Source organism: Paenibacillus sp. J31P13 (genome assembly GCF_056269295.1).
The window spans coordinates 141,604-161,720 of sequence record NZ_JBWDNR010000008.1; the positions used below are offsets into that span (position 1 = coordinate 141,604).

At 43.7% G+C, this 20,117-nt stretch carries 18 protein-coding genes; 17 read left to right on the plus strand and 1 reads right to left on the minus strand.

Going from position 1 to position 20,117, the window contains the following annotated elements; genetic code table 11:
- Positions 1–4 precede the first annotated feature (4 nt).
- Complete coding sequence (locus tag AC0YOD_RS22855) at positions 5–1,744, plus strand: hypothetical protein (protein WP_475801636.1); 1,740 nt, start codon at positions 5–7, stop codon at positions 1,742–1,744.
- A gap of 67 nt (positions 1,745–1,811) precedes the next feature.
- Here the strand turns inward: AC0YOD_RS22855 and AC0YOD_RS22860 are convergent, their stop codons facing one another.
- A complete protein-coding gene (locus AC0YOD_RS22860) occupies positions 1,812–2,867 on the minus strand; it encodes a glycoside hydrolase family 88/105 protein (protein ID WP_475801637.1) in 1,056 nt (351 codons plus the stop codon).
- 130 nt (positions 2,868–2,997) lie between these two features.
- On the opposite strand from AC0YOD_RS22860, the gene AC0YOD_RS22865 reads away from it, so the two are divergent.
- From AC0YOD_RS22865 to AC0YOD_RS22940, 16 genes are all read left to right on the plus strand, one after another.
- Positions 2,998–3,918, plus strand: coding sequence for a helix-turn-helix domain-containing protein (locus AC0YOD_RS22865; protein ID WP_475801638.1), 921 nt, complete (start codon positions 2,998–3,000; stop codon positions 3,916–3,918).
- 126 nt (positions 3,919–4,044) lie between these two features.
- Entirely contained in the window at positions 4,045–4,641 is a 597-nt protein-coding gene (locus AC0YOD_RS22870; protein ID WP_475801639.1) for a TetR/AcrR family transcriptional regulator, read from the plus strand.
- A 121-nt stretch (positions 4,642–4,762) separates the two neighbouring features.
- Positions 4,763–6,805: a YhgE/Pip family protein gene (locus tag AC0YOD_RS22875; protein ID WP_475801640.1), complete on the plus strand. Its 2,043-nt coding sequence runs from the start codon at positions 4,763–4,765 to the stop codon at positions 6,803–6,805.
- Positions 6,806–7,660: 855 nt separating this feature from the next.
- A complete protein-coding gene (locus tag AC0YOD_RS22880; protein ID WP_475801641.1) occupies positions 7,661–7,960 on the plus strand; it encodes a hypothetical protein in 300 nt (99 codons plus the stop codon).
- Positions 7,961–8,107: 147 nt separating this feature from the next.
- Positions 8,108–8,863 carry a YveK family protein gene (locus tag AC0YOD_RS22885; protein WP_475801642.1) on the plus strand — a complete coding sequence of 252 codons (756 nt, stop codon included), beginning with the start codon at positions 8,108–8,110 and terminating at the stop codon, positions 8,861–8,863.
- Positions 8,844–9,536 (plus strand): CpsD/CapB family tyrosine-protein kinase, encoded by a 693-nt coding sequence (locus AC0YOD_RS22890; protein WP_475801643.1) that lies wholly within the window; start codon positions 8,844–8,846, stop codon positions 9,534–9,536. Before AC0YOD_RS22885 ends, AC0YOD_RS22890 begins: the two co-directional genes overlap by 20 nt.
- 209 nt (positions 9,537–9,745) lie before the next feature.
- A complete protein-coding gene (gene galU / locus AC0YOD_RS22895) occupies positions 9,746–10,654 on the plus strand; it encodes a UTP--glucose-1-phosphate uridylyltransferase GalU (RefSeq protein WP_475801644.1) in 909 nt (302 codons plus the stop codon).
- The gene (locus tag AC0YOD_RS22900; protein WP_475801645.1) at positions 10,651–11,334 is read left to right on the plus strand and encodes a sugar transferase; all 684 of its coding nucleotides are present in this window, start codon (positions 10,651–10,653) and stop codon (positions 11,332–11,334) included. Before galU ends, AC0YOD_RS22900 begins: the two co-directional genes overlap by 4 nt.
- Before the next feature lie 35 nt (positions 11,335–11,369).
- The gene (locus AC0YOD_RS22905; RefSeq protein WP_475801646.1) at positions 11,370–12,485 is read left to right on the plus strand and encodes a glycosyltransferase family 4 protein; all 1,116 of its coding nucleotides are present in this window, start codon (positions 11,370–11,372) and stop codon (positions 12,483–12,485) included.
- A gap of 21 nt (positions 12,486–12,506) precedes the next feature.
- The gene (locus AC0YOD_RS22910) at positions 12,507–13,892 is read left to right on the plus strand and encodes a hypothetical protein (protein ID WP_475801647.1); all 1,386 of its coding nucleotides are present in this window, start codon (positions 12,507–12,509) and stop codon (positions 13,890–13,892) included.
- On the plus strand, positions 13,889–15,058 hold the full coding sequence (locus tag AC0YOD_RS22915; protein ID WP_475801648.1) for a glycosyltransferase family 4 protein: 1,170 nt from the start codon (positions 13,889–13,891) through the stop codon (positions 15,056–15,058). The genes AC0YOD_RS22910 and AC0YOD_RS22915 overlap by 4 nt, the downstream gene beginning before the upstream one ends.
- The gene (locus AC0YOD_RS22920) at positions 15,059–16,180 is read left to right on the plus strand and encodes a glycosyltransferase (RefSeq protein ID WP_475801649.1); all 1,122 of its coding nucleotides are present in this window, start codon (positions 15,059–15,061) and stop codon (positions 16,178–16,180) included.
- A gap of 4 nt (positions 16,181–16,184) precedes the next feature.
- Positions 16,185–16,757 (plus strand): LbetaH domain-containing protein, encoded by a 573-nt coding sequence (locus AC0YOD_RS22925; RefSeq protein ID WP_475801650.1) that lies wholly within the window; start codon positions 16,185–16,187, stop codon positions 16,755–16,757.
- Positions 16,758–16,821: 64 nt separating this feature from the next.
- A complete protein-coding gene (locus AC0YOD_RS22930) occupies positions 16,822–17,853 on the plus strand; it encodes a glycosyltransferase family 4 protein (protein ID WP_475801651.1) in 1,032 nt (343 codons plus the stop codon).
- Between the two features lie 3 nt (positions 17,854–17,856).
- Complete coding sequence (locus AC0YOD_RS22935; RefSeq protein WP_475801652.1) at positions 17,857–18,756, plus strand: glycosyltransferase; 900 nt, start codon at positions 17,857–17,859, stop codon at positions 18,754–18,756.
- 8 nt (positions 18,757–18,764) lie between these two features.
- On the plus strand, positions 18,765–20,117 hold the full coding sequence (locus AC0YOD_RS22940) for an oligosaccharide flippase family protein (RefSeq protein ID WP_475801653.1): 1,353 nt from the start codon (positions 18,765–18,767) through the stop codon (positions 20,115–20,117).

Below are 20,117 nucleotides of genomic sequence, written 5' to 3' on the forward strand. Positions count from 1 at the left end.
AGGCATGAGTATAAATATTACGCCAAAGCCAGCGAATCATAAAGAGCTCTTATTGAAAAAAATCATTTCTCAGGAAAATGATTTTGATTCAGAGATTAACATGCTGCTAAGACCCTTTCACACACCGGGATACCATACAACGTTAACCGCTGAAGACCATCCGTTTGTTCATCCGACGCATCAATCCTTGCTGTATGCTTTAGCTTTGTTAAATACAGAAGAGTCCAAGTATGTGGAGAGAGCTTGCGCAATTATTGAGCGCCTCCTTACTTTGCAAGACTGTGACCCGAAGCATGATACCTATGGGATTTGGCCTTGGTTTTATGAGGAGCCGCTCCATCAGATGGCTCCGCCTGACTGGAACTGGGCCGATTTCTGCGGTAAAGAGCTTGTGCTTGCAGCCCTTCTTCATGGTCATCGCATGTCCGGTGAGCTGGGGGATCGGATGCGACAAGGGATAAGCTATGCCTGCGATGCCATTATTATGCGAAATGTCGGACCTCATTATACGAATATTTCGATTATGGGGGCATTTGTAACATTGATCGCCGGAGAGCTGTATGGTCGGCAGGATTATATGGATTACGCGTTACAAAGATTAGAGAATCTGAAATGCTACACGGAAGACCTTGGGACCTTTCAGGAATTTAACAGTCCTCATTATTCTGTCATTGCCATTGTGGAGTTGTCCAAAATTTCGAGCTATTCGCGCAGCCACAGAGCAAGGGAAATTGCCGATGGACTGCTCGACATGGTTTGGCGGATGGTGGCGGAGCATTATCATCCCTTTTCTGGGCAGTGGGCTGGTCCACACAGCCGCAGCTATAGTACATTGCTCAATGACAAAATTAAATCCTTTCTACAAGTAGCTACCGATAATAAGCTGGTATTTTTCTCTAATGATGAGCTTCAATATGACGCCGAATGGTTCGGAAGCGGAAGTCGATGCCCGGATAGCTGCTTGGAACTGTTCATAGAAGGAGATACAAGGTTCCTTAAGCAGCCCTATTATCGAAATGAAGTTACTGGATTTGTAAAGTGGGCGGAGACGCATATGACATCGCAGTATGCAATCGGGATATTCAAAGATGAAATCATGTGGAATCAAACAAGAGGATTAGTAGCCTATTTCGAAAATAACGGGGGGGCAACCTATTTGCAGATGCGCTGCCTGCATGATGGTTATGACTATTGCTCGGCAGTACTCCGTGCTGAAGCAGAAGAGGGACATCTTCTGCTTGGCGTTCGTTTTCTCACGAACGGGGGAGATACTCACCCAGGCTTGGATCGCATCGAAGGCCAAATTATGGCATCGGATTTACGGCTGCGCATGGAAATCGGAGGTTGTCTGGAGGGTGTGAGCATTAAAGAGGAGGGAACGAAAGCAGAAGCGGATATTAACGGATTGCCATTACGATTTGACAGCTTATACGCTGCTTTCGGAGAGAAACCTTATGCCGATAGCGATGTACAGAGAAAGTGGGAAGTCACCAAACAAGGTGAAATCTACTGCTTAGACTTGGTTATCTATGCAGGCGAGCGTAAAGCAATTGACTTCCATTCATTAAACAAAGCCGTATTTCTATGTTCAATTGCTGTAGGTGAAGCAGCTGAGAAGCTGCCGCAAATCATGGTCGTAGAAGATGGAGACAATGTGACGGCAAGCGTTACGGACAATGATGTAAATCATTCTTCGCGTAATATAACGATTCCATTAAAGCCGAATGCTAAGCATCCCGTATAAGAATCAAAGAGAATAATAAAAGAAGAGCTTCGGCAGACATGCGTGCTGAAGCTCTTCAAACGATCGTTCATTGTTGGTTTGCATGTAGTTCAGCGAGCAGCATCAGGACAAGACCTTGTCCATAAAGCGTAGGATGGCAGGGAATCTCGTTGTAGGCTTCAATGGAAGGCATGATCGGCGTGCCGCCAGAAACGCCTGTTACTTCTCCGCTAGGCAGCACTTTGGGTATAATTGCGTTCAAAGCCCGATAAGCGGAATCCTGATAAGAATGGTCTAATAGACCATGACGAACTGCCATAAGTATGCCGCATGCAATACCGGCGCTGCCCGAGGTTTCCGTATAGTAATCTGCTCGATCCATGACGGTAGCCCAGAGCCCGTCAGCTTGCTGGAAGCGTATTAGTCCAACCATCATCGCGCGATACCGTTCTAAGACTTGCTTTGATACGATTACCATTCCTGCAAGCTCCTGCAGAATCATTGGTGTTCCTATTGCGATCCACGCATTTGCACGAGTCCAACGTGCAGCAGACAAATGATCTTGTGCAATGGAATTCCATCCATGGAACAATACGCCGCTTTCTTTGTCTTCAAGTAAGCGTAAATGGATTTCCAACTGTTTAACGGCTTCTGTTGCATAGGACATATTGCCGGTCTGGCGGGCAAGGCGTGCTAAGAACAGCACAGCCATAAAGATGGTATCGGCCCACACCTGCTCCGGAAAGCTCACATTTTCTGTGACCGTATGCTCAAAGGCGCCTTCTCTTGTACGGGGGGCTTCATTAAGCATCCATTGACCAATGTGCTCGGCTTTCTCGAGAAAGATGGGGTCCAATGTATGCTTATAGAGCGCCAGAAAGATGGCAAACGGTGCCATGGAATTGATAACCTTAACTTTTTCCGACTCATGCATATTTTTGTAAGCCCATTTGATTAGACCATCCAGTACCTCCCTTTTCTCGGTACGTTCAAAGTAGGAAAGGATAGAAATGACACCAACGCCTGGAACCCAGTCCCAATGATTAATGTCCATTCCCCAATTTTTTGAATGATCCAGCAGCATATAGCGATAGACCTGATCAGCTGTTTGATTTATTAAGTCATAAGAAAGCGTATTTGACATGGGTATCAATCCTCCGCAGCTATGTGATTACAATCAATATACTATGTGGATGGGAAAGAAGCTTGGGATATCGTCTCATTGATTTGTAATATTGTGTTTACTATAGGGGAGGCCGAAAGGGGAGGAAATGATGGAATTAAAAGAGCTTGCCGACATGTACATTGAGCAGGAGGAGGCAACCTTTCCAGAGTTTGTAGTAGATGAATGGACGAATTCAACATTATTGGACTATCCAGTCTATTGCGCATATCGTACAACGAGTCTATTCCAACCTTCATTTCACTCGCATAGCGGTTATGAATTTTATTTGTGCATACAGGGAAAGGGTAAGTTTATTGCCAGTGATCGGATTCATGGTATCGAAGCGGGTACGTTCACGGTAGTCAAGCCTAGGGCGTTGCATCTGCCAAGACCAACTACAGATGTACCCTTTCATCGCTATATTCTGGCGATTCAAAGAAGCTATCTAGAAAGTCTGTTTGCAGAAGATAAGGAATGCTCTTCCTTAATCGGGCAATGGCTTCCAGATCCGAATAGAGATTCGGCACATTTTATATTAAATGCAGGACAGCTGTTGCGCTTGCAAGAGATAATGGGGCGATTAGAAAGGGAATTGCAGGCCAAACAGCGTTTCTTTCCTTTGATCGTTAAGGGCCTGCTCATGCAGCTATTTGCTCAACTAGGTCGTTATCAAAATGAATCAAGGGTGGAACAGAAGGAAAACCATGAACAGAGACGGCTAGTCGAGAGAATTCTCAGCTATATCATGGACCATTACAAGGAACAACTCCGTATGGATGATTTATGCGGTCAGTTCTATATGTCACGCTCTTATTTGTTTCGAATATTTAAGGAGCACACAGGGACGTCGTTGAATGAGTTTCTGATCACATATCGAATTAATAAGGCGAAGGATTTCTTACAGGAAACGGAGCTGCCTATTACAGAAATAGCTGCGAGCGCCGGGTTTCAAGATGTTTCTCATTTTTGTAATACCTTTAAGCGTTTAGCCGGAATGACCCCTAGCCGGTTTCGATCACTGCACAACTAATAGATGAAGAAAAAAACTAAATATGTTTTCTTGCCAAAATAAATACATCATGCTAAACTGAATCCATGAGCGAATGACCAGATTGTATTTTTGGTCAGTCAGTAGCAGTCTAGCAAGGAGGGGATAATGCTGGAAACGGAACGCAAACCGTTCGACCGGAAAAAACAAATTGTAGAAGCAGCAGCTAAGTCATTTGCAATGTTCGGATACAAAGCAACAACGATGGAGCTTATTTCCAAGCTTGCGGGTGTCGGGAAAGGAACAATCTATACTTTCTTCGCCACGAAGGAAGATCTCTTCAATGAAATCATTCGAAATTTAACGATTGAGATGAAAGAAGTAGCACTAGCTGCCATTGATCGAGATAAACCTTTTTTTGATAATTTGAATCATGTGCTGCATGGTGTCTTGCATTTCAGAGAACAGCATGAATTGTTCATGAAGCTGAATCAGGAGCTCCGTGACATTCGAACGCCAATGGTTCAGGAAGGCTTGATCCAGATTGAGCGTGCAGTTGTTAGTTTTATTGAGCAAGAAGTAAGACATGGCATTGATCAAGGCGAAGTGAAGAGCGATGATCCGGAATTAACAGCTTATCTCATTATGCGGACTTATCTTGCTTTGGCTGTGGAATGGAATAGAGTTCGAGAGCCGCTTACGAAGGAACAGATAAGCAGATATTTCACAGGGTTGTTTAAATTCGGTTTGAGAGAGCTTCCTTAAGGAAGCAAAAGCATGAAATAAGGCTTGCCTAACTATCACCGTAATCGTCCCAATAGCGAAGACGGTTTTTTTTAGGAGTAAAATGACCAAATGACCAAAACGTTCAACTGTATTAACCTATATGCTGTTAGAAAAAGAAGGAGTGGATCATACCTTGAAAGGTATTCGTCAATTTGGCAGAGAGCTATCTGCTATCGTTCGCAACAAAAAAGTATTAATTCCTGTTATTGCAATTTTATTGGTGCCTGTCCTTTATAGCGGACTATTCTTAAACGCTTTTTGGGATCCGTATGATAAAATGGAAGATTTGCCGGTTGCAGTTGTTAACTCAGATGCAGGGGCGGACTTCAATGGAAAAACGATCGCTGTCGGCGATGAATTTATTGATAAGCTGAAGGACAATAAAGTATTCAAATGGGATTTTGTAGACAAAGCAACAGCCGAAGAGGGCTTGAAAAGCAATACCTACTACATGGCTATTGAAATTCCAGAGAATTTCTCTCAGCAAACAACAACGTTGACTTCAGATCAACCTTCACCAGCTATTATTCAGTTTCTGCCGAATGAGAGCTTGAACTTTCTAGCCTCTCAAATTGGCGGCACAGCTGTAGATACGATGAAGGCACAATTGAATAAAGAAGTAACAAAAGAATATGCACGTACGGTATTCGATCAAGTAACGGAAATGTCAGAAGGATTAGCATCCGCAAGCAATGGTGCAACTGAAATTGCTGATGGTACGGTTACGGCAAAGGACGGCGCACAGAAAATAGCTGATAATCTCAAAAAGCTTACTGAAGGCTCCGTTACGATTCAAGATGGCGTGAAGAAGCTTGTTACAGGAAGTACAGATTTAGAAAAAGGTGCTGGCCAACTGAACACGGGCCTTGTATCCCTAACAGATGGTATGAAGCAGCTTGGAACAGCTAATGGTCAATTATCTGATGGTGCAGTAGCAGCAGATAAAGGCGCTAAACAATTGAACGCTGGACTTGAACAGTCCAAGGCTGGTGCGGGTCAAGTAGAAGCAGGATCTGCTCAACTGACAAAAGCGCTTGAACAATATGCGGCAGCAGTTCCTGCTCTAGCTGAAGATCCTAATTTTCAAAAAATTATTGAATCAAGCAAAACGCTTGCGGCTGGCGCTTCTTCAGTAGCGAAAGCTCAAGATCAGCTATCCGCAGGAGCAAGCTCCTTGAGCGGTGGATTAGATAAACTCGTTGCAGGACTAGATACTTTCGGAACGAAGCTAAATGATGCATCTGCAGGAGGCAAAAAGCTAGTAGCTGGGTCTGCGGCATTAAAAGACGGTTCACAAAAACTGCATAGCGGCCTAGGCAGCTTGTCTGATGGCCTTAGCACAGTTGTTAGTGGTACTGGTCAGCTTAGCACGGGTGCGGTACAGCTTACTGACGGTTTAGTGAAATTAACAGATGGAACAGGAGAACTATCCAGCAAGCTAGGCGAAGCAGCCGATGCTACTGCTTCCATTAAAGTGGATGAAGGAATGTTTGACATGTTCGCCAATCCAATTAATTCAGAGACAGTAGTATCGGAAAGCGTTCCAAACTACGGTACTGGATTTGCACCATACTTTATTTCTCTAGGACTTTTTGTTGGCGCATTGCTCCTTACAATAGTGTTTGCTGTTAAAGAGCCGGCTATCCAACCGCCAAATGGCTGGAGCTGGTTCATCAGTAAAATGCTCGTTATGCTTGTTGTTGGTTTATTGCAATCCCTTATCGTTGACGCGATTCTGTTGTTTGGACTCGGTCTTGAAGTTCAGAATGTAGGTTTGTTCTGTCTCTTCACTTTCATTTCAAGCATCTGCTTCATGAGCTTGATTCAGTTCCTAGTAACGGTATTCGGACAACCGGGCCGTTTCATTGCAATCGTAGTTCTGATCTTCCAATTAACAACATCAGCAGGAACGTTCCCTCTGGAACTTATTCCGAACTGGATGCAAGGAATCAATACATGGCTGCCGATGACTTATACGGTATCCGGCTTCAAAGCAGTTGTTTCTAGCGGTGATTTCAGCGCCCTATGGAATAACGTTGGTATTCTAATGATCTACTTCGTAATCTTTAGCGCATTAACATTAACTTACTTCATCACTGCTCATCGTAAGGAAAAGAATGATGGAGCAGTTTCAATCGCTTAGATTTTTATAAAAGATAAGGCAGTCTTGCCCCTTAATAGAGGGTCGGGGCTGCCTTTTCTACTGTTTATATGAAAGAATGACTAGTCAAATTGTAATGGCAATCGCTCGTGATTATACGATATTTGTATGATTCTGAAGCTGTATCTCAAACGAGCTGGATGGTAAAAAAATCCCGATCTGATAACTATGAATGAGAAATAGGGAAGCAAGCTATCAGATTTAGCAGCTTGATAAGGCTGATTATTGCAGCAGGCATAGCTATTTAAATGAAAAGAAATAGTAAATTTTAGCCTTTAAAAATAATAAAGCGCTTACATTGATGAAAAAATTCTAATGATAGGGGCTGGCGAAAAATGTCGAATAGAGTTTTTTGACCTATTTTTTTGGGATTCTAGTCAATAGTCCCCCCTTTGTTCTTGAAAATAAAATAATAATTCATGAAATAAAACATTGCATGTTAGATAAATAAGTATAAATCCGTTATTTTATAAGGTGTTATGACGTTTTTTATATAGGTATAAGTGAGTATAGCGATATAAATATAATACCCGACAGCAAGCGCTTTCAAACGTCAAAATATACTAATATTTCATTCAAAATTGTTTATTATTAGTGTTATTTCGGCTTACATTAGAATTTTGTTAGAAATAAAATGAGCAGGATTGTCTAATGGGCACTGCGTCTTTATTCCCTCAAGAATTAACGATAGATGTGTCATACTAAAGAACAAAAGGAAAGGCATACGATATGTCTTCTGCCTAATGGGGAATTTCAAACCCTCTTATCAAAAAATATACGAACATTTCATGAGTTAGCGGAAATGAACGAATGATTCTAGAATAGGAGGATTTCAACATGATGAATATAAACGATGAGCAAAAGCAAGTTAAGCTCAAGCAGTTTTTGAAAAAGTTAGCTGAGGATGGATCACTTAAACAACAAGTCGAGCTAGAGAAACCAAGAATGCTCTCTGATCTACTCCAATTCGCTGACTACCTGCCTCAGAATGAAAATATTGATATGGCGAAGCTGCTGTCGCTGCTGTTAAGAAAGCTTGATTTTGAATTTGACGCGGATTCCATGGTAGAACATGTGATCAATGGCGGAACGGTTGATGGTTTGATGAGTATTGGGAAAACAAGCATACATAATTAGGATGACATGCTGCTTGTTCAACTATTGCTGCAATAAACCATGTCTAAATGGTCGCGTAATGAATAATAAAATAAAAAGTTTATTCGAATAGAGGGATTATATTGATCCTACCGATCAGAATACTTAACCAGTAACGGAGGAAACAATTTGGAATTGAAACAATATTGGATCATCGTCAAAAGAAGATTATTAATGATTTCACTCATTATAACGGTAAGCTGCCTTGCTATCGGCATTTATTCCAACTACTTCATTGAACCGCAATATGAAGCTTCCGCTAAACTCATCGTCAACCAGTACAAGGAGAGCAGCTCTCTAATCTCAAGTATTGATGTTGGCTCTATCAATTCCACGATTGGCCTAATCAAAACCTATAAAGAAATTCTTAGAACACCGCGGATGATGAAGAAAGTCGTGAAGGAGTACCCGCAGCTGGGCGTAACGTTCGGTGAACTGATCGGCAAGGTAAGTGTCAGCTCAGTCAATGAAACGCAGGTTATGTCCATCTCCGTACGGGATGATTCTTATGAGAAAGCAGCGAATATTGCGAATGCTGTTGCTATTGTTTTTCAAAAGTCGGTTCCTGATCTGATGAAGGTAGATAATGTTTCCGTACTGGACCAAGCTGATCCGAAGGAAAATCATAGCCCGATCGCACCTAATCCAAAGATGAATATCGCCGTGGCATTCATGCTTTCCTTGATGATTGGGGTAGGGATCGCATTCCTGCTAGATTATTTGGACGACACAATCAAGACGGAGGAGGATATCTTGGCAACGCTGGATGTACCGGTGCTGACGTCCATTCCGATGTTTGATGAGGCAGATAGCAATAATGTTCGAAATATAGCGCCATATACGAAGGCAGTAGGGGGGAAGAGCAATGTCTCACTTGATACCTAAATGGAACCTGATAACGGAGATTAATCCGAAATCGCCGATCTCCGAAGGTTATCGGATGCTGCGGACTAACATTGAGTTCTCGACAATCAACCAGAAACTGCAGGTCATCATGGTTACCTCATCCAAGCCTAGCGAGGGTAAGAGCACCACATGCGCTAACATGGCTGTCGCTTTCGCTCAAGCAAACAAGAAGGTGCTGCTGATCGATGCGGATCTTCGGAAGCCATCACAGCATCATATTTTTGGCAAGTCTAACCGTTATGGTTTGACGACAGCTTTGTTCAACCTGGAGGAGCTTCCAAAGGTCATTCAGAATTCCAACACGGCAAACCTATCCATTATACATGCTGGACCAACGCCACCCAATCCGTCAGAGCTTCTCTCATCCGATCAGATGGCTGCTCTGCTTGAGACAGTAAGGTTCATGTACGATGTCATCATCATCGATACACCGCCGATTCTATCCGTAACGGATGCTCAGATTGTCGCCACTCAAAGTGATGGTGTCGTTCTCGTTGTGAATTCCGGGAAGGTGAAGAAGGAAGTCGTGCTCAAATCAAAGGCGCTGCTTGAGCATGTTAAAGCGAAGCTGATAGGGGTTGTTCTCAACAAGATTAACCGAAACAACTCAGATGCCTACTCTTATTATTACGGAGATCGGAATGAAGCCTAGTTCAAGCGTTTTTTAAATGAAAGAAGAGCTTTAGAGATAGGTAATGTCTCCTGCACCTCTATCACCGGAGGCACTCGGTCATGCTGTGGGTCAGCCGACCTTAGACGTTCATCGTCAAAGGCGTGATGTGAGGTGGGGTTCAATGCCCTGGCTTATTAACATCTCAAAATGATAGGAACAAACAAACTAAAAGGATAGGGTGAAATCAAATGAAAAAAGTGACAAAAGCCATTATCCCCGCCGCAGGACTCGGAACCCGGTTTTTACCGGCAACGAAAGCAATGCCAAAAGAGATGCTTCCAATCGTCGACAAGCCGACCATTCAATACATAGTGGAGGAAGCAATCGAATCGGGCGTGGAAGACATCATAGTTGTAACAGGTAAGGGGAAACGTGCAATCGAGGATCATTTTGATATCGCCTTTGAGCTTGAGCATACGTTAGAGGAAAAAGGCAAATTCGACATATTGGAAAAAGTAAGAAAATCATCGAATGTAAATCTTCATTATATACGGCAGAAAGAGCCAAAGGGACTTGGACATGCAGTGTGGTGTGCTCGCAATTTCATCGGTAACGAGCCATTCGCTGTACTGCTCGGCGATGATATCGTAGAGGCTGACGTGCCATGCACAAGACAATTGATTCAGCAATACGAGCGTACAGGTCGATCTGTCATTGGCGTACAGATGGTAGGCGTGGATCAAACCCATCGTTACGGAATCGTAGATCCAGGCGAGAGAGTGGATAATCTGTACGAGGTTAATCGTTTCGTAGAGAAGCCGCCTCAAGGTCAAGCACCCTCTAATCTAGCGATCATGGGCCGTTATGTTCTAACACCTGAAATATTCGATTTCTTAGGTCAGCATGAGCTTGGAGCTGGCGGAGAGATTCAGCTTACGGATGCTATTCAGAAATTAAATCAATCACAAGGCGTTTATGCTTTTGATTTCCAAGGTACCCGTTATGATGTAGGCGAGAAGCTGGGCTTTATTATGACGACGCTTGATTTTGCGCTTCGCAACAATGAGCTTAGACATCCGCTTATGACAGGAATTGAGGAATTAATGGAGCGGGAGCTGGCCAAACAACTATTGTTAAAGGCGGGTGAGAGAATATGACGCCACCAGAGTATGGGGATGAAGCAGTTCTGAACTATTCTCGCAGCTTGAATCAACAACAAGACAGCAGCATTAGTGTTTACTCCGTACTCAAACGTACGATTGATATTTTTGGTTCAATAGCGGGATTAATAGTGCTCAGCCCGCTGCTTGCATGTATTGCCGTTTTGATTAAATTGGAAGACCCAAAAGGCTCTGTCTTCTTCTACCAGACGAGAATCGGCAAGAATGAGAAACCCTTTCGGATGTTCAAGCTTCGGTCGATGCTGACGGGAGCAGAAGATAAACTGAAGGACTTGCTTGATAAAAACGAAATCAGTGGTGCGATGTTCAAAATGAAGGATGATCCGCGCGTGACGAAGGTCGGCAAGTTCATTCGCAAAACGAGCATCGACGAGCTTCCGCAATTACTTAATGTGCTTAGAGGCGAAATGTCATTAGTTGGTCCAAGACCCCCTCTAGCAAGAGAAGTTGACGAATATACCGAGCATGACAAGAAACGCCTATCGGTAACGCCGGGCTGCACAGGGCTATGGCAAGTTAGCGGTAGAAATAATCTCTGCTTTAAACAAATGGTGGAGCTGGACATTGCATACATCGAGAAGAGATGTATCTGGTTTGATATCAAAATTATGTTTCGTACGGTAAGAGCTGTAGTAGGCTCCAAGGATGCTTTTTAACGAAGGCATATGGCTGTACTGAAGGAGCGGTGAGGATGGCAAGAGTCCTTCATATATCGGAATTTACTAAGGGCGGCATTGAAACCCACCTGAATGAATTGTTGAAATATCAAGCGGAGAACCATGATATCTATCTCATGGCCTCTCAACAAAACTCTAGCAAGGATACACTTCAGATCAGCCCGGAACGGCTCTACTTGTATCCTTACAAGAGGAAGCCGAAGTATTTCTTCCAGGCTATGAGAGCGATTAGGCAGATGCTTAACGAAGTGAATCCGGATATCGTCCATGTTCACGGAACGTTCGCAGGAGTATTCCTGCGGACGTTGCTTTTTGCAAGAAGAAAGAGGCCTGTCGTGATCTACTGCGCTCATGGATGGGCGTTTCTAATGGATACGCAATCGTGGAAAAAAAGAGTTTTTGCTCTTGTGGAAAAGGTGCTGGCGCATCGAACTGATTTCATTATTCATATATCGGAGCATGAGTATCAAATGGCACTGAATTATGGATTACCTGCCAAGAAATCGGTAGTCGTCTACAATGGCGTATCTGACGCTCCTTCGACCAATAGAGAGCCTTTTATCGTAAATGAAAAGAAGATCAATCTGCTCTATGTCGGCCGCTTTGATCGGCAAAAAGGATTTGATCTGCTGCTGGAGCTGTTTAACAAGCATAAGTTTACGAATGTCGTTCTTTATTTGGTAGGCGATACCGTTTTGGAAGAGATTCAATACGAGTTTCCAGCAAATGCCGTGAAGATCGGCTGGGTGAATAATTCGGAAATCGATCGTTATATGGCTGCGTGTGATGCTGTAATTGTTCCGTCACGCTGGGAGGGCTTCGGTATAGTAGCCATCGAGGCGCTGCGGAATAAGAAGCCGGTCATTGCGAGCAATCGAGGCGCGCTTCCAGAAATCATTGCGCATGGCGTCAACGGTTATATTTTTGACTTTGACAACAAGGATGAGCTTGCTGACATTATTCATTCGCTCGACAAGAGCACGCTGGAAGCTATGGGGCGTACGGGAGAGAGCATTTTTTATGATCAATTCCACGCTGAGAAGATGAATGAAAAAGTGGATCGATTATATGAAAATGCGTTGAAAACGCCAGGTGACCGTTATTCTGCAACAGTCAACAAATATGTCTAGATTCACGAGGATGGAGAGAAGATGATCAGGGGCTTACCAACCAACCTTACGACTACTGAAAAATTAGCTAAGCTGCAAAATAAGGGACAATATTTTCTCGCCTTTTATCTCATCATTCTATTAATGCTGACGTCCTATCAAGACTTTCCATTAGTGAGGATGATCGGTGAAATCGGCAGAACACCAATTATTGTACTGCTCCCGCTCTTTGTGTTTTGCGAGATTACGATGCTAGCCAAATACAAGCGGGTCATGTACGGGTCAAAGCTTCAAACCTATTTATTTGCTTTCATAGTTTATTTGAGCTTCATCAGCATCGTTTATATTCTCGTTCAATTTCTGCAAGGTAACTACAGCTATGGCTCGGAGAGCCTGCTTGGAAAAGCGGTTAAGCTATTGATTTATTTTGTCTTAATTCTGCTTTACATCAGGCATATGCAGCTCGTTTTCTCCAAAATAAAGAGCTTCAAATTGCTATACGGCTGTTTCTTTACAGTGGTAACACTGCTTGCCGGCATTATGATAGTGGAGCTTATAACCATGCCGAATGCATTAACGTTTCTGCATTCAGGCAGCAATCCTTATTGGAGAGTACGAATGCTTACTTCAGAGAGTAGTACGACAGGCTCGATAGTCGTCGTCTATTCCGCCATTCTGATTTACTTGACGCAGTATTTGAGCGGTTATGCGAAGCGTCTTTCAATCCTATATACAGCAAGCTTTTTTCTGTTTTATTTGTTCGTTACAGGCTCGAAAGGCTTCTTAATTATTAGCATGCTGACGCTCGTCGTGACGATGATTAAATTTCTGGATTTTAGGAAGAAGAAAAACTTCATATTGCTCATTGCGGTAACCTTTGCGATGTATATGTTTATTGTTTATTTCTCAGGCGGGCTGATTAGTTCGTTCAATAATGATATGCAAAACTATACATCATCCTATACGCGATTGGGAACGATCATCATTTCATTGCTAACTGTTTTCCACCATCCTCTCGGCGTCGGAACTGGCGCGTACTTGATTTATTTTAACGAGTATATCGATGGCTCAGTCAGCATGATGTCGCATTTCTACTACAACGTATTTGGCATAAGCGAGATCAATGCGAGTGAACTGATGCAATATCAAGGCTCGGATAAAAACTTGGGTGTTAAATCAGGCTTTTTCCAGTGGGTGATGTTCGGCGGGATCTTCTCTGTGGTGTTCTTCTACCTAATGGCCAAAAATTTAATCGTGAAGGCAAAATCAAACTCGATTCTATTTCTAGCATTAGTGTTCATCCTATTTACACTGCTCTTAGTAACACTTGAGATTAAATATGAAGTATGGCTGCTGTTCGCCTTTATCAGTCTCTTCTTGGGCAAAAATGATTTCAATCCATCCAAAATGTCGAGGGTAGCCAAATGAAAATACTAGTTGTATGCAGTGATTTTCCTTTTCCAGCCGATCATGGCGGAAGGGTAGATACATGGGGAAGAATTAAGGTTTTGGCAGAGCTAGGCTGGAGTGTCCATCTTGTCGTATGCGGTAAAGGAAAGCCTTCCATGGAAGACATGAAAGCCGCGTATGCCTATGTGGACGATATTAAGCTCTGTGATCGAAGAAGCAGTCTGACGGATTTGCTTCACAGCACGCCGATGCAGGTTCAGTCGAGAAGCGGGCTTCAGGATGTGGAATTGGAAGGCGGCTATGATTACGTGCTGCTGGAAGGCGATTATGTGTATCCGATCCTGAATAATCCGAAAATTAGACAAGATACCGTCATATTGCGCGTTCATAACGATGAAGCGGTCTACTTTAAGGCGCTGGCGAGAAGCACCAAAAAAATCATTCATAAGATGTATTACCACATGGAAAGCCGTAAGTTTTCTGTCTTGCAGAAGAAAATGCTGGAGAAGGTTGATAAGTATTTATTCATATCCAGCAAGGAGTTTGAAAGCTTCCGTAAGCTTAATCCTTCAGCGAAAAGCTTGTTTCTACCGCCGCCTGTTACCAATGAGAAGTTTACAGCGGGATCTTTTAAGAGCAAGGCTGTTGTATTCATCGGATCCCTGTTCATGCCGAATAATCGGGAAGCGATTCAGTGGTATTTGGAGCATATTCACCCTTCCATGCTGAAGGAGCCGGATTACCAATTCATCGTGGCAGGTAACAGTAGGAAGCAGAGTCTCAGCTGGCTTGAGTCGTATGATTTGACGCGTGTAATCGTGCATGATACGCCGAAGAGTCTCGACGATATTTACAAGGCTGGTTATTTATTCGTCAACCCGATGCAGAATGGGGCTGGAGTAAAGCTGAAGACGATCGAAGCGATTCAGAATGGACTACCCGTCATATCAACCTCTATTGGCTATGAAGGTACTGGGCTGGTAGATAATGAGCACATTATGATTGCGGATCGTCCGGAAGATTTTTATAAGAAAATCAAGCAGCTGCTCGATAATCCAGAAAAAGCGCAATCGCTGCTGGAATCGTCACAAAGCTTCTTGCGGGAGCATTACAACCACAAAAAAGTGTTGCATGGATTTATTGATTCGTTAAATGGCAGTTATAACGTGAAGCAGGTGCTGTAAATGAGAAGAGGAAAGGTCAACGTCATGTTTATCACGCATGCGGATAAAAAAGGGGGCGCTGAGCAAAGTCTTATCCATTTAATTAACTACTTGGATACGTCGAAGTATCGGATTTTCCTATTAAGTCCGGGAAATGCGGAATATTTGCATGAGATTAGAACGGAGTATCAACACTTTCCGCTCCGTCTCAACAGCATCAAGAAGAAACTCGGTATCGGTTATATCCAGACGATTCTTGCGATCAGATCATTTGTGAAGAAAAACAACATTCATATTATTCATGCGAATGGATGGAGAGCGCCGTGGTATGCGGCTCCACTTAAGTTTTTAACTTCATGCAAGCTGGTCTGGCATCATAGGGATCATACGCATTTGCGGATGTTCAATCAGGTACTGCCTAGATTTTTCGATCAAGTCATTTGTATTTCGCATTTTGTTGCTGACTCCATTCAGGCGAACAACAAAACGATTATTTACAACGGCGTAGACCCGGAGCTGTCATTGACGATGAAGAGCCGGACATTTATGCAGGACGATACACTCGTCATTGGCACATTCGGAAGAATCGTGGAATGGAAAAGATATCATCTCATGATTGAGGCGGTTAAGAGACTGGCGGATCATCAAAAATACAATTGGAAGCTGTTAATTGTAGGGGACACCTCGGTTGATGGTTCGGACAGCTACTTCAATGACATGATAGCGAAGGTTATTGAATACGGGCTAGAAAACAACGTCATCTTCTACGGCTACAGCAATAAACCGCTTGATGTCATGAAGGAATGTGATCTTACGATTAATTTCTCGCGAAACGAACCGTTTGGCCGAGTCATCATCGAGTCCATGCTCGTTCAAACGCCTGTTATTGTGTCAGATTCCGGCGGGGCGCCTGAAATCATTCACCATACCAAAGGCGGCTTTATTGTGAAGGACGGAGATGTTGAAGAGCTTTATGAGACTATTCGCCTTGTTTACGAGGGAGCTGTCGATCATCAGGAGCTTTCCAATCAAGGCTATAAGAGTGTGATGAGCGACTTTAACATGGGTACAATTGCCCGCAAGGTGGAGGATACGTACCGTTTATTGCTCGCCAAAAAAATGAAGTCGGAAACGGCGGGATGATCACATGAGTATTTCCAACCATCAATTAAGCTTTGGCAAGCTGCTCGCTGTGCTGAAGGGTGCAGCAGTCCTTCCTTTGAAGACGAGCTCTGTTGGCAGACTTGGACGAATAACAGGAAAGCTGTCAGTGAAGAACAAGGGCGAATTTTCGGTGGGACGGAATGTATCCTTTCACGCGAAGCCCCTCCCATCTTCTATTTCAGTCAATAAGGGAGCCAAGCTGGTTGTCGGTGATAATGTATTTTTTAATTACGGGTTAGATATAGGCTGTACGAAATCCATCCGAATCGGCAGCAATACGATTATTGGACCTATGGTCAACATGATCGATACGAATTTTCACCCTGTAGACATAGAAGACAAGTCACAGAGTAAAGAAATCGTTATTTCGGAAAATGTCTGGATCGGAAGAGGGGCTGTTATTCTTCCGGGTGTAACGATTGGAAAGAATAGCGTAGTGGCATCCGGAAGCATCGTCACACGAGATATTCCGGCTAACGTCTTGGCTGGCGGCACCCCTGCCAAGGTCATCCGAGACATTCAAGTGCCAAGTGATTGGATTCGCAGATACAACTAAAGAAAATCCCGGAATATAGGGGTACTGATTAAAATGATCCGGGCAAGGGTAGGGAGAGCAAGCGATGAGAGTATGGATGTGGCCGAAATCGAGCGAACTCAATTTTTATAATGATTTATTATCAGATTCGCTGAACGGCGCGGGTATGGACATTGTCGATTTGAAGCATGGCAAGCTGCTGCTAGGGGTCGGACGAACGAAGCCAGGAGATATCGTTCACATACACTGGATGCATCATGCTTATCAAAATCGTAATTTGCTGCTGTTCATTGTGAAATCATTCCTATTTATCATGACCATGATTTTTTTGAAGCTTAGAGGGGTTCAGCTGGTATGGACCATACATAATTTGTATCCGCATCAAGTGAAATACCGCCGGCTGGAGCGCATGATGCGCACCTTGATATGCAAATTTTGCAGCAAGCTGATTGTCGCATCGGAATCCATTAAGCGAAAGGTAATAGCGGAATTCAATGTGCCGGCAAACAAACTGTTTGTAGTAAAGCATGGTCATTATTTGGGCGTTTATAAGCCGAACGGAATAGATTTCAGAAAGCGGTACAACATTGGCGAGGATGCAAATGTCTATTTATTTCTAGGAGCAATCAAAGCCTATAAGGGTGTTGAGGATTTAATCGAGGCTTTTAACGCGGTAAAGACCAAAAACGACTTTCTTATCATAGCGGGAAAAGCGGATAGGGAGATGGAGAGATATCTAAAGGGTGTAGAGGATATCGAAAACATCATCATGGAGCTGCGGTTCATCCCAAATGAAGAGGTAGCTGATCTTATTAGCGCAGTGGATGTCATGGTCATGCCTTATAAGGAAATTACGACTTCGGGCTCAGCCATACTTGGACTGTCATTTAAGAAGCTGATCATCATGCCGGACAATGATTTCATTGATGAATACTTCATGGAGGATATGGTTGTTCGCTATGATCCCAATCATTACAACGATTTGGAAAATGCAATGAAAGCTGCGTTGAATGTGAAAAGGCAGCAATTAACGCCTCCTTATGAAGAAGTGCTGAAGGAATTGGAATGGAGCGCGATCGCGCAGCGAATAAAAAAAGTTTATCAAGGGTGGGGATAAAAGATGAAGGTAACAGTAGCCATCTGCACCCATAACCGGGCAAAGGATACGGGAGAGGCAATCGAGAGCGTCCTTGCTCAAAGCTTTGATGGAAATGAGATCGAGGTTGTCGTCATTGATAACTGCTCTACGGACAATACCGCGGAGGTCGTAACTGGGCTTAGTGCGCTGCATGGACCAAGAATTCGTTATATTTTCGAGAAAAAGCTAGGCCTTTCGGTTGCTCGAAATCGGGCGATTAGAGAGGCGAACGGTGAATATATTTTGTTTCTGGATGATGATGCGATTGCTTCAAGGGACTGGGTAAAGCACATCGTGAGCGTATTCGAAAGCGATGCTTCCATCGGCTGCGTCGGCGGCAGGATCGATCCAATCTGGGAGGTAGAGGAGCCAAAATGGATTCCTGAGGAGCATCGTTCGGTGTTCACGATTCTGGATTATGCCAGCACGGTGAAGGAAATGCCTGCTCCATCCATTCCTTACGGCGCTAATGTCGCATTCAAGCTTAGTGTTTTCTCTGACATGAAGCCATTTCGCGAGGATCTGGGCCGGGTCGGCAACAATCTGCTATCCAGTGAGGAGAGTGAGCTGATTGCTCGTCTCCGCCAGCATTACAAGGTGTATTATACGCCGTTTGGGTCTGTAGAGCACAAAGTAGCAAAAGAAAGAACAACGAAGAAGTGGTTCTTGAAGCGGATTTTTTGGCAAGGGGTAAGCGATGCAGTGAAGCGGGGAGATCGAAGCGCATTCGCTGTCGTTAAGCATAGTATTCGATTGCTGCAGGCTTTAGCCTCATCTCTTCTTTCCATCTTTTATTTCAAAAATTTCAGCAGGCAGATCGTGAAAATTTGTTACCGCAACGGTTCGTTAGTCGGCATCCTGCGATATAACGGCAGGAGTTGACGAGAGAGATGTCACAGCTTGCTATTCATAAAGTATGGAAGGGCAACGGGCTGCTCCAAACGATTTTAAGAACAAGTGCTACAAACCTATTCGTCATGGTTATTGTAACGCTGACCTCCATCGTCACAGCTCGAATGTTTGGCGTAGTGGGCAAAGGGGAATTCTCGGCTATTCTGTTTTGGCCGACGCTGCTTGCGGGAGTCGTAGGATTCGGACTGCCAACCTCTTTGATTTATAACATGAAGCAGGATAAAGGCAACGGAGCAGATTTCGTAAGAGCGGGTTTTCTGTTCCAAATTCCAGTCAGCATAGTGGTTGGAGTCATCGCATGGATTTACTTGCCTGCATGGCTGGGCAATTATCCAGATTCGGTCATTGGAATCGCACGTTGGTATACGGTACTGATGCTGCCGATTTTGCTGGCGATTAATCTGATTGCGGCTCTAGCTCAGAGCACAGGAAGATTTAATGTTTACAACGGGCTTCGATTATTCGTGCCGTTATGCAATCTTGCAGGACTAATCGTGCTTTGGGCAATGGGTAATTTAAGTATTCATTATGCTTCATTGATTTTCCTCATCACTAGCATATTTGTCATCGCATGGTCGATTTACAGCATGAGAGATGCTCTTCAAATCGATTGGCTGCGGGGACTAGGAAATCGAATGGCGGCAAAAGCATTGTTCGGTTACGGCAGCAAAGTGTTCGGTGTGGAGCTGCTGGGTACGATGTATACCCAATTCGATAAAATTATCATTCTCTCCATGCTGACCGCGAGGGACCTTGGATTATACACCGTTGTATATGCGCTTTCCCGCATATTCAATGTCGTTCAGACAGCGATAACGAGTGTTATTTTTCCAAAGGTAACGGGCATGGATAAACAAAAAATTATCGCAACGGTTGGACGGGCTTTTCGATTGTCTATGCTTCTGATGACGATCGTTGTCATTCCCAGCATGTTTATTGGTCGGTTTTTAATGGGCATCTTGTTCGGTGCACCGTTCCTAGAGGCAAGCACAGCTTTTTATCTGCTTTCCTTTGAATGTATTCTCGGAGGCGGCTCATGGATTCTAGCTTCCTCGTTTAATGCAATGGGACGACCAGGACTTGTCCTTATTCGACAGCTCATAGCGCTCGCTGCAACGATTGGGTTGTTTTTCGTATTTACACCGCTATATGGGCTAAATGGAATTGCGCTTGCCTTATTAATCGGTGCATTTATACGGATGGCCGTGACGATGGCATCCATGCGCATTATTTTCAAAGTGAGTCTGCGAGGCATGTTGTTTGATAAAAATGATTTTACTTTTCTAATAGAGCGTTTAAAAGACAAGCTACAACGTAAAGGAGCGCGCTGA